The 11,566-nt window shown below is 38.3% G+C and carries 7 protein-coding genes; 3 read left to right on the forward strand and 4 right to left on the reverse strand.

Annotation, left to right across the window (positions count from 1 at the left end; translation table 11 throughout):
- Positions 1-118: 118 nt before the first annotated feature.
- Positions 119-739 carry a CatB-related O-acetyltransferase gene (locus ABWH96_RS11935; protein WP_375577759.1) on the reverse strand — a complete coding sequence of 207 codons (621 nt, stop codon included), beginning with the start codon at positions 737-739 and terminating at the stop codon, positions 119-121.
- 285 nt (positions 740-1,024) lie between these two features.
- On the opposite strand from ABWH96_RS11935, the gene ABWH96_RS11940 reads away from it, so the two are divergent.
- Together ABWH96_RS11940 and ABWH96_RS11945 are read left to right on the forward strand one after the other, a co-directional pair.
- Complete coding sequence (locus ABWH96_RS11940; RefSeq protein ID WP_375577760.1) at positions 1,025-1,780, forward strand: NAD(P)-dependent alcohol dehydrogenase; 756 nt, start codon at positions 1,025-1,027, stop codon at positions 1,778-1,780.
- A 23-nt stretch (positions 1,781-1,803) separates the two neighbouring features.
- The gene (locus ABWH96_RS11945; RefSeq protein ID WP_375577761.1) at positions 1,804-1,986 is read left to right on the forward strand and encodes a zinc-binding dehydrogenase; all 183 of its coding nucleotides are present in this window, start codon (positions 1,804-1,806) and stop codon (positions 1,984-1,986) included.
- A gap of 23 nt (positions 1,987-2,009) precedes the next feature.
- Here the strand turns inward: ABWH96_RS11945 and pbpC are convergent, their stop codons facing one another.
- The 3 genes from pbpC to ABWH96_RS11960 form a co-directional block, all read right to left on the reverse strand.
- Positions 2,010-4,349 carry a penicillin-binding protein 1C gene (pbpC, locus tag ABWH96_RS11950; RefSeq protein WP_375577762.1) on the reverse strand — a complete coding sequence of 780 codons (2,340 nt, stop codon included), beginning with the start codon at positions 4,347-4,349 and terminating at the stop codon, positions 2,010-2,012.
- 239 nt (positions 4,350-4,588) lie between these two features.
- Positions 4,589-10,093 (reverse strand): alpha-2-macroglobulin, encoded by a 5,505-nt coding sequence (locus ABWH96_RS11955; RefSeq protein WP_375577763.1) that lies wholly within the window; start codon positions 10,091-10,093, stop codon positions 4,589-4,591.
- A gap of 291 nt (positions 10,094-10,384) precedes the next feature.
- A complete protein-coding gene (locus ABWH96_RS11960) occupies positions 10,385-10,753 on the reverse strand; it encodes a hypothetical protein (RefSeq protein ID WP_375577764.1) in 369 nt (122 codons plus the stop codon).
- Between the two features lie 462 nt (positions 10,754-11,215).
- Here ABWH96_RS11960 and ABWH96_RS11965 point away from each other — a divergent pair, with 462 nt between their 5' ends.
- On the forward strand, positions 11,216-11,557 hold the full coding sequence (locus ABWH96_RS11965) for a phage holin family protein (protein ID WP_375577765.1): 342 nt from the start codon (positions 11,216-11,218) through the stop codon (positions 11,555-11,557).
- Positions 11,558-11,566 lie beyond the last annotated feature (9 nt).

Genomic DNA, 11,566 nt, shown 5'->3' on the forward strand with positions numbered 1-11,566 from the left:
TGAGAGCCAATTACAGCTGAAGGTATGTTGTATCGTTCTATATTTGGGTCACAATTGGGTGCCCAAAATAGATTGATGTACGCATTGGATGCACTAAGTTCCTAATTAAAAGTAGTTCTTATAATAAGCGCTCAATATCATTTCCCGTCAGATGCTGTAAGTTTTTCGTGATCTTTTTGATGTCCCAGTTCCACCACTGTAATTTTAGGAGCTTATCAATGGTATCTTGCGGAAAACGTTTCTTGAATTCAGTTGCGGGGTTGCCACCTACCACGCTATATGGTGCTACATCCTTTACTACTGTAGCATTGGTTGCAATGATGGCTCCATCGCCTATAGTGACGCCTGCCATAATAGTGGCATTATGCCCTATCCAAACGTCATTTCCTATTACTAAATCTCCCTTATGAGGATATTTTTTGCCTTCCATGGCATTTTCCCAGCCATTGCCGAAAATGGCAAAGGGAAAAGTGGATAAGGAATCGGTAAGGTGGTTGGCGCCATTCATAATGAATTTAGCGCCAGAAGCAATCATGCAAAATTTCCCGATGATCAGTTTATCACCGCTAAAATCAAAATGATACTTTACATTTTTCTCAAAGTTTTCTACATTTTCAAAATCATCGTAATAAGTATAATCTCCTACTATAATGTTAGGATTTTTGATGATATTTTTAAGAAAACAGAGTTTATCATAACCCGAAAGCGGAAATTTTATATCTTTATTAGGTTCAGTCATGAGGTTTTTTTAAGGGTTTTGCTACTATTCTTTTGCTTTAACGCTTTTTTTTCAGCGGGCATGAATAGAATTTCTTCTGAATTTCTATGCAAAATATAAAAATGAACCTAATCATCAATTGATTTTTACCTATCAATTTAAATGAGAATTGATCTTATCATCACTTAGACGGCTTTTAAGATCATTTTCCTAGCTGAAATCTGCTTATATTGTCAGTAACTTTAGGTAGACTTGCGCGTCTCCCATTTGCCATTTAAAACATTAGAATCACACAAAATAATAAAGATGAAAGCTGCAATACGTACACACTACGGTTCTCCGGATCAGATTGAGATTGCCTCCCTAGACATCCCAGCGCCTAAAGCGGATGAGGTTTTAGTGAAAATTCATGCAACGACAGTCAATCGAACCGATTGTGCAAACCTGACCGCTAAACCTTTCATCATGCGTTTTATTTTGGGCTTTTCGAAACCTAAACAGCCCATTATGGGGACAGATTTTGCAGCTGAAGTCATAGAAATCGGGAAAAATGTGACCGAATTTAAAAAAGGTGATAAAGTCATGGGCTTTCTTGATACGGGAGCTGAATCGCAAGCCGAATATGCCACTGTATCCACAAAAAATCTCTTCCTAATGCCGGACAATATCAGTTATGCTCAAGCTGCAGCCAGTTTAGAGGGCGCACATTATGCTTATTCTTTTATTCATAAAGTCGACATAAAGCCCGGCCAAAAGGTATTGATCAATGGTGCATCTGGAGCTATCGGCTCTGCCTTACTACAATTTGTACGACAATATAAGGTGACCATAGCCGTGACTTGCCCTACGAAAAATATAGAACTCATAAAATCTTTAGGAGCTGACAAAGTTTACGATTATACATCCGAAGACTTTACAGCAGATACCAAAGCACAATACGACTTTGTTTTTGATACCGTGGGTAAAAGTACATTTGGAAAATGTAAACCCCTTCTGAGCAAAAATGGAGTTTATATTTCTTCGGAATTGGCAGCTATTCACAAAATGTATTTCTACCCCTAGTGACTGCCTTCTCCAAAAAGAAGGTGATTTTTCCAATACCTTTCAGTACGCAGAAAACGATTCCGTACATCACCAATCTATTACAGCAAGGAAAATTTGATCCTGTAATTGATCGAGCATATACATTAGATGTCATTGCTCAAGCTTATACCTATGTCATGACTGGACAAAAAACAGGGAATGTGATCATTAATTTGGGAGAATAAAGTGTAATTAGCCTTATTTGGTTTTAAGAAGCTCCATTAGCCACTACCTCAAATGTAAAACTCAGATACTCTCCTTCGCTGTCGGCCAAGTAGAGCTTGTGTTTGCCTTCACGATTGCTGTTGATTTCCATTTGGTGCGTGCCCTTGGTCTTGCCCAGGTATTGATCATCCAAATACCAAAAAACCGTGGCTTCTGAGTTTTGATGCGCAGCTTCAAATACAGCACTTCCTATCTTACCTTCCAGCTCCATGGGTATTAAAATACTGGTGCTATGCCTTGGATACACCATTTGAATAGGATTCTCACGGTTCTGTAAACAAGCTGATAGCCATTCCGGTGCTTCCTTAAAATCTGCATTATATTTTTTATAATAGCGTGCTTGTGCCGGTGGCAATAACAAATAATTCTCCGATTTCATTTTGCTAACTGGATAGCAATTGCTGTTTACTCTTTTCTCACCATCATTAGTGACAAAAATTTGCTGATGAAACGGGCAGATCTCCAACATTTTCGGTGGCATGTTAACATAATATTTGGATTGTCTATTACAATTCTCACCAGCTAAATAGCCTGTTTCCACACAAAAATCCCTTGTTTTCATCTCCCTTACTGGCATTTGAAAGTCTTCATCACCTCCATTTAGCAGTTTTAAAATCTGAAAAAGCAAAGGAGCGGCTGTTCTAGCGCCTATTAAGCCCGGTCTGCCCTCCCCGTCTGCATTTCCTGTCCAAACTGCCACGGTATATTGCTGATTAATACCTACCGCCCAAGCATCTCTAAATCCAAAACTGGTGCCTGTTTTCCAAGCAATATTCTGCGCTGATCCAAATTGTTCCCAGCCTGTCTCCTCTCCCGGCCTTGCTAGGTCTTTCATAGCTTTTAAAGTCAGCCATGCCGCACCCGCACTAACAGGATGTTTCGCCTTTTCGCTTTTATCTGATTTCAATAGCGATATTTCCGCTTTGCTTTTTTGATGGGAATTGATGCTGCGGGCCAGTTTTACATACATGGAAGCAATTTCCCATAAACTAATATCGGCTCCGCCCAATATCATGCTAAGTCCATAATGCAAAGGCGGTTGATTCATACTGTAAAAGCCCATTTTTTTCAGTTCATGGTAAAAGGCTTCATAACCATAGTCTTTCAGTAAAGTAACAAAAGGAATGTTAAGTGATCTGGCTAAGGCCTGGTCGGCTTTTACGGCTCCATAGTAATTGTGGTCAAAGTTTTTAGGGCTGAATCCTTCGTAGAATAAAGGAATATCCGGCAGCATTTGCTGAGGGGAAATAATGCCTTTATCAACCGCATGCGCATAAAGAAAAGGCTTTAGCAAGCTCCCAGGACTTCTTCTGGCCTGAATAATGTCCACATCTTGTTGATGATCATCTCCAGTAGCCACATTGCCCACATAAGCGACAACTTCCTCCGTCCTCCAGTCCATCACCAGTACAGCCGCATTATGGATTTCATTGGTTTTCAGGTTTTGGCTATAGGCATCGGCCATTTCGCTGATTCTTTCCTGTAAATGCCGATCCAGCGTACTCTTCATGATTTTGCCTGCATTTTTTGTTTGCAGCTCATGCAAGAGATGTTGCGTTTCCTTTGGGAAAATATATTGTCCTTGCGGGATTTTTTCAGATTTAGCCAGTCTGAATGTGGTACTATCGAAATAACCTTCTTGCATTAATTTTGCCAATAATTGGTTGCGTTTCCTTTCCAGCGATTGGGTATTTCGCCCTGGGTAAATCATAGAAGGCTGATTGGGCAAAACAGCTAAAGTAGCGGCCTCTCCCCAAGATAACTCAGAAGATTCCCTTTCAAAATAACGCCATGAAGCAGCCGATAATCCTTCAATATTGCTTCCAAATGGTGCATGGCTCACATACAAATTTAGAATTTCTTCTTTGGATAAGTGCCACTCATAGCGCAAAGCCATGCCGATTTCCTTTATTTTTTGTGGGATGGTCCGGGCTTGGTTGCCGTCTGCCATTCGGGCTAGTTGCATACTTAAAGTACTGCCCCCTCGTACTACTCTTCCTTGTTGAATATTTTCAATTAGCGCCTTAAAAATAGCTACCGGATTGATACCCGGATGTTGGTAAAAGTAGGCATCCTCATAAGTCAAAAGCGCTGTTTCAAATCGTTTTGGAATGCTGTCGGTGACCGGAAACCGCCAGATTTCATCTTCAGCCAGCTTAACACCTAAAAGCTCATCCTTTTTATCGAATAGTACGGTGGAATAGCTTTTATCAAATACAGGCGTGGAAATAGGCCAGCTTAAAAAAACCAATAAAGCAATGATCAAAATCCCGAAAGAGAATTTGATTTTATGGGAGGATATGGTGGTTAATATATTTCTCAAAATTATTTATCCAAAAGCGTCTTTGACGCAAAAAAAATCTCGCCTAACCTGTCCCGCACTGAAAGTCGGGAGACGCTAAGGCGCAAAGTTTTCGCAAAGGAAAAATATAATATTATTACTTAGATGCTAACCTTCGTATTCCTTTTTTTACGTTGCGAGGTCGTTGCGTCCCTGTTTGCCGACAGGCAGGTTAGCGCCTCCGCGAGATTAACCTATTCGGCTTTGCCGAAATGCAAGTATTAATCCACCACTTCAACCCATTTACCTTCTAAATTCGCATAAATGCTATTGTCATACATGGCCTCAGCCTGAACGGATGGTAAATAGTACCTTCCTTTGTAGGATGCATTCAGTAAAACCGTAAAAGATTTCTGTTCCCCGGCTTTCAAATCAAAATACGTCAATACCCTGTCATCACGGATATCTTTATACTTTGCTTTGTCCTGATTGCCAGCTCCTGTGTCATTCAATCGGGTGTTGAGGATTTCCCATCCTGAAGGGAATATCTGAGTCAATGCCAGCTCTTTCAACTCCCCTTTTGTACCTGGATTTTTTACCGTGACTATGGCTTTAAAATCAGTACCTTGTTTGATTTTATTGATGTTTAATTCTGCGCCATCATTATCATAATATTTCACGTACATGGACATGTTTTTGGCATCGCTTTTTTCTCCTCCTTCCAATGGAATTCCTTGTCGGATCAGACGGGCATAAAGCGGAGCACCGCTTTTGTTCTTAGCCTCAATTTTCATGCTTTTATCGGCATCTAATAGGTTAACCTGAGTAAAATAACCCATTTCATTGATATTAATCTCTTGTTCTCCTAATTTTATGCTTGCATTCAAATTAGCAGATGCAGGGAAACCTTTGGTATATTCAGCTACAGCAATCAGACAATAAGCAGTGGTTTGGGTGCTCATCCAATAGTCCGAATCTCCCAACTTTTCTGCTATTCTTTGGAGCATTTCAAAGGCATCTTTTTTTCTTCCGAGCTTCACTAAAGTCTCCAAAATGATGGCTTCATCACGAGTGGATGAACCAAAAGTACCGCTTAATTCTCTGTAGTCTTTTACCTCTTTGGTCAAATTCGTGATCATCTCCTCTCCTACATCCTGATAAGAAGATTGCGCATAGGCATTCGCTAATAACCACTTGCTCATTTCCGAAATTCCAGTGTTTTCCCGCATACGATTCATAGGTGCCATATCGGGTTCTCCTGCAAGAGCTAGAGTATATAATCGATAAGCCTGGTATAAATCTGATCGATATCGCGTGCTGGAATTCCAGTTGTTGGCCATTTCGCTTTGGAATTTTTGGAAATTTCGCAGCATATCTTTTGGTACCGCATATCCCCTACTTTGTGCTTCCACTAAAAAGTGACCCGCATAACTGGTTCCCCATTCGTTAGCCGTTTGCATCCCTGGCCAATAGGAAAATCCACCCGAAGGCAACTGGAAATTTCGTAGGCGCTCAATGGCTGCTTCAATATTCCGTTGAATCTCATATTTCTTTTCCTCTTCCAGACTGATTAAATCAGATAAATACAGCTGCGCAAATACGGACGAAGTCGTTTGCTCTATGCAACCATGCGGATAACGAATCAGATAAGACGTACGCTGATCTAAGTTTAATGGTGGCAATGTAGAGAGTTCTAGAACACTTTCATTAGTGCCCAGCATTCCTAAAGGCTGGTAATCTGCTGTCCATGTCTCCTGATCTTCCAAAAGCTTATCCTTCACCGAAATCATTCTTGGATTGGATGGCCTGACGTCCATATTAACATCATAAACCGCTTTATTTTTACCCGAGGTAGCCGTAATGTGCACTTTGCCACTTCCTAAGGCTTTTTCTGCTTCTACATCCACATATACAATGGTTTCGCTATCAGGATTTAACTTCACCTGCATTTCTTTACTGCTTTTCAGTTTTCCAGTCGATGACACCTTTACATTAGCCGTTTTAATGGATGGATCATTGGCAAATAGGGTAATCGGCATCTTGGTGGTTTCGCCCGGTCCCATGACTCTCGGTAAAGTAGCCAACATCATCAAAGGTTGGTTTATGCTGATGGATTTTTCAGATGACCCATAAGTACCTGATTTATCAGCTGCTACCAACATCATTCTCAGTTCTCCAATATATTGAGGAATCGTAACGGTATGAGTTCTTTTATCTCCTTTATCCAGGTAAAAAGGCCCTAAGTATTCTACCACAGGTTTAAATCTGCTTTCGCTTTTTTCCTCCATAGGTCCCATCTCATCACCCCCAACAGCCAATAATCGACCGTATTTCCCAGCAAAGGAGCCCAATACGTCTTCGAACATATCGTATGTTCTTACACCCAATGCTTCCCGAGCGTAAAAGTGATCCCATGGCTGAGGCGTTTTATAATTGGTTAAACCAAGCAGACCTTCATCCACCAATGCGATGGTATAAGCCATAGGTTTACCGTTTTTCTCATTCACGGTTAATTGGACGATCTCTTTGGGCTGTGCATTCTTCGGAGCTTGAACTTCAGGCTCTAATAAAGTAGCCTTGTTTTCGACCATCACATTTCTCACGCCATACATTCTTAGTGGAAGGTCATTGTATTGATTTCCGTGTGGTTGAATTAAGGAAACATGCACATAAATATTAGGCGCCATTTCTTCACTCAAAGTGAACTTATAGATCGTCTCTTGGTCTTCCAAAGAGATATATTCTTTCTGAATTAATGCTTTTCCCGTTTCCACCGTAACATAGGCATGACCTACGCCACTTGAAGGGATTTTTACAGCAACTTCTTCACCCACTTGTGCTTCTTCCTTGCTCAGTGAGAAATTTAAAACATTGGCACCGCCCATTTCTTTGGCCATGGTGCCATACCAATCCGATCTTCTGAAATAAACTACCTCACCAGTGCTGTGTCCGGAACTATTATCCTTAATCCTAATGAAATAACGACCCCAATCATCATTGTCGATATTAAGATTCCAATCCTTTTGCCCATTTTCCAAATTAACGGTATAGGTTTTTTTAGGATTATTATATCGGCTACTTACATAATTGCTGATATTATCATCTCCGTAATCCCACCACCATCTCCATTCTAATTTGTAAAGCTCAACCGTTACGGACTTATTTTTAGTTTTATTCCCTTCTTCATCCACATTTACCAGCTGAATCGTATTATTTTTGCCCGTATAAAGTACAGGTTTTGCAGTATTTTCCTCTACAGATGGAACATTGATCCCTACATAACTTTTATAGGGAGAATATAAAACACTGCTAGTGTGAATACTAAAGTCCCCTCCTTCTTCAAATACTTTTCCGTTAAGCACCAATCTTAACATTCCAGGAGCTTCGGATTTATTTTCCACCTTAATAGGAAAGCTAGCCTCTCCTTTTTCATTAATTCGGCTTTCAAATATCTTCTTGCTATCCGTATAAAACTCCTTTCCAGGATCATCAAAATTATAACCATAGAAATCCTTAAAGGAGGTTTTAGTGGCTTTGGTAAATATATCAAAGTCAGTTTTTAGATTTCTGGCAACAGCTCCATGCATCCATCTAACCGATAGATTGGCATAATTTCCTTCAGATTGCTTTAAGATCTCCTTTCCAAAGTCCACATCAATTTTCAATCGATTAGGCTTAATGGTCTCTATTTTAATGTTCTTGGTAAACTCGGCACTTCCAGCACGAACTTTACAAAACCAATTTCCGGTTGGAGATTCGGAAGAAGTAGAAGGTCTAAAGCTGTAAATAGGGCCTTCTTTTTTATAAGGTAGATAGCTCTTATAAAGCTGTCCTTGCGGATTGAATAAATCCAAGACTACCTTTTGACCTTCAGGAACACGCTGATATGTATCCTCTAAAATAAAGCTTAGATTTAAGGTGTCTCCCGGTCTCCAAACCCCTCTTTCTCCGTAAATGAAACCCTTTAGGCCTTCTTTTGCAGTGGCACCGCTTACATCAAAATTACTTAATGATAAGGCATTCCCATCCTCTAATTTCAGATAGGCAAATTCCTTCTCTTTTTCCGCCACCAATAAAAATGGCTGACGGTGAAGTGTTAATTCCGCCATACCCTGGGCATCAGTTTTACCTTCACTAATCAGCTGATTTTGATAGTCATAAAGCTTTAAGTTGACATTTTCTAAAGCATCCGTTGATGGAATATTTGTACTTAGAATATGCAGTTTATTGTTCTCGGCTTTTTTGGCGGTTAATCCTATATCAGAAGCAAAAAGTATTTTAGATTCAGAAGTGTTGCTTCTGTAATACATATCATGGCAAGGATTATCTCTTTCATTCCAATCATAATCACCATAATAGCGGTTTCTATTATCATCCCAATCCACCGTTTTAGGATCGTATGTAAATTCCTCTATGTCGGCCTCATCAGACATGCCATCGCAATTATAGACAGCCATATCTTTTGTGAAATCGATATTGACTTGATAGAAAGCACCTTTTTCAGCTTCAAACAATTCTTTTAAATCCAATGAAATTTTAGACCATTCATAATAATCCGTGATTCCCGCTTTAACTAATGGGATGATTTTTCTCACTACCGGGCGGCCTACCCTTCTCAATCTATAAGTGCCACCAAGATCATTATCCTGAAAATATTGCCCCATATTGTTTGGGAAAATCTTGACAACTTCAACTTCTATAGCCTTTAGGCCCACTACCCTGATTGGTAATACTAATTCATTAGTGCTGGGCAAAATATTTCCCTGACCAGCCATTAGTTTGACTTGTGGCTTAAAGGTAGAAACCTGAAGAGAATATTGGCTTTCATTGTCGAGCCCTAAACCTTTAGAGTTTTTTAGGTTTTTATGGACCGTTATATCTAATTCACCATGAAGCGAGCCATTTTTACCAAAAATCTTGAGCTCATTATTATCGACTGTGAAGCTGAGATCAAACCGTTTGACCTCTACATAAGTGTTAAAATCCTGATTATTGAGAATTGGATCCGAAAAAACTAAAGAGATATAAGCCTCTCCGTCCCTTTTCACATTGGCACTCATAATTTTGAAGCTGTCCACAGAAGGGATTTGGTAGTTTGTACTTCCACTCTCTTTTATCCCAATAGGCGTTCCATCCCATTCAATTACCAAATCTTTATCCTCTTTTACTCTGATAATATTGTCAATCGTAAATTCATGTTCTTTTGAATTTGCACCATGCGTCCAGCTAATATCCAGGTCTTTACCATTAAAATTAGCTTTTACCACCTCATTTACTTTCTCTTTATCAATCCAATCCGATGCGTTCAAAGACCCCTTTAAAGCTACTTTCGAGAAGTCATTTTCGTCTGTATTGCTTAAATGATGAAGTTCAACTGCATAACTTAAAGGGATGGTTTTTACATTAAAACTAAAGTTAGCAAGCTCTTCAGGAACGCTTATGAGCTCAGCTAATTCAAGCGAAATAGTATATTCTTTATTGCTCTCAAGATGTTTTTCAGGTGTAATAACAATGCTTGAAGGACTAGTCCAAATTGCTTTAGCATCAACAGAAGGCGAAATGTCATAATAGGAAGAAGATAACTCATCACCCGCTTTTATGCCTTCCACTTCTGATTTTAATTCAATCACAAAAGGATCAGTTTTGGAAATGATACCGGATGAAATACTATGGATATATTCAGCATAAGGGCCTAAATCAGAAAGTGCTTCATTTTTCTCTTCTTTTTTTTCGCATGCTGTAAATAACAAAACAAGAATGGCAATGGGGAATAAAAATTTTCTCATATCTACTTTTGGATTTAAACCGGAAAGTTAAATGATTTTTTTTATTGGAGATAATGAAAGGTAAATTATAATGGAAGAAATATTGCCTAAAATAATTGATGACTATCATCTAAAATTATTCAACCCATTTTTTAGGATAAAATTTACTAGAACACAATCAGCATTATTATGAACTAGTAGCTAAAAAAAGCTTTGAGCTTTCTTAAGGAGACTTCTGAGCCAGTCTCCTTTATCTTTATAATGAATTTACTACTATTCTGTCTTTTAGATTTAGGTTGTATTTTAAGTGAATTATTCTCTTTCAACTATTAGCTGGGCACTTTCTACTTCAATAAATTCCATCCCTTCTCCATTTTCCTTTACTTCGCTCCAATACACTTCTTTAAATTTTAAAATGAAGCGTTGATCCTTCATTTCAAATCTAATTTCATTACAAAGACCTCCTGTACTCTGTCCATGACAGCTGTCTTCATAACCTGCTTCTATCTTGTAGTTAGTTCTTTTATCATCTATTATGGCTACATCTACATAGGTTCTTGCTGAAACCAGGCCTTTTACAAGATGCTCTGAGAAATTTCTTACTTCAATTTTTAGATTTTCTTCTTCAAAGTTTACAAAGCTAAGTTGGGTAGGACAGATCAATAATGAATGCTTCCTCAACTTTTACCTCAATTTTTTGTAAAGGTGAAATAGTATCATCTTTGCAAGCTATAAGCCCAAGTAGAAAGGCTAACAAAAATATGCTGAAGGTTATTTTTTTCATATCATTTTATTTAGATCTCTGATATTTGCTTGTAAAATGTACTCAATCACCTAATCTTACTTAGATTTGTTTTACAAATTGAGCTCAAAAAGAATTCTAACAATTCAAGACTTACCAATTCAACTGTAAACGTATTTTTCTATAAAAGAATTATTTATGAGCTATTATTTTTTTACGCAGGTTTCAAGATTATTTTTTGTTAAACATCTAATTCATAGTCTAGAATTATAATCTTTATATTCAGTGACTTATACTTAATAGCATGCTATAAATCTGAATTCATATTCTCTATACCTCAGTTTTAGTTGGAATATCTTCATGATTTAAACTATATTGAAACAACAAGCAAAAACTAAATTATGGATTTAACAGAATTTATTATTCGATTATTGCTGTCAGCAGCAGCAGTTTTTATAAGTGCTAAAGTATTGTCTGGAGTAAAGGTAGAAAGCTATGGTCAAGCTATTCTTGTAGCTATTGTTTTGGGAATTATTAATGCCATAGTAAAACCAATTTTGGTATTTCTGACTATTCCCATCACCATCATTACCTTAGGTTTATTCCTATTGGTGATCAATGCATTAATGATAATGTTGGTAGATAAACTATTGAAAGGTTTTGCAGTAAAAAGCTTTTGGTGGGCCTTTTTCTTTAGTATTATTCTTTCAGTGCTGAATGCTATTTTGCAGTCACTTTTTTGATAATTGTAT

The organism is Marivirga tractuosa, assembly GCF_042140215.1.
Taxonomy (GTDB): domain Bacteria; phylum Bacteroidota; class Bacteroidia; order Cytophagales; family Cyclobacteriaceae; genus Marivirga; species Marivirga tractuosa_A.

Coding starts and splice junctions, on each gene's coding strand:
- ABWH96_RS11935 (WP_375577759.1), bottom strand. CDS start 739: ATGACTGAACCTAATAAAGATATAAAATTTCCGCTTTCGGGTTATGAT.
- ABWH96_RS11940 (WP_375577760.1), top strand. CDS start 1,025: ATGAAAGCTGCAATACGTACACACTACGGTTCTCCGGATCAGATTGAG.
- ABWH96_RS11955 (WP_375577763.1), bottom strand. CDS start 10,093: ATGAGAAAATTTTTATTCCCCATTGCCATTCTTGTTTTGTTATTTACA.
- ABWH96_RS11965 (WP_375577765.1), top strand. CDS start 11,216: ATGGATTTAACAGAATTTATTATTCGATTATTGCTGTCAGCAGCAGCA.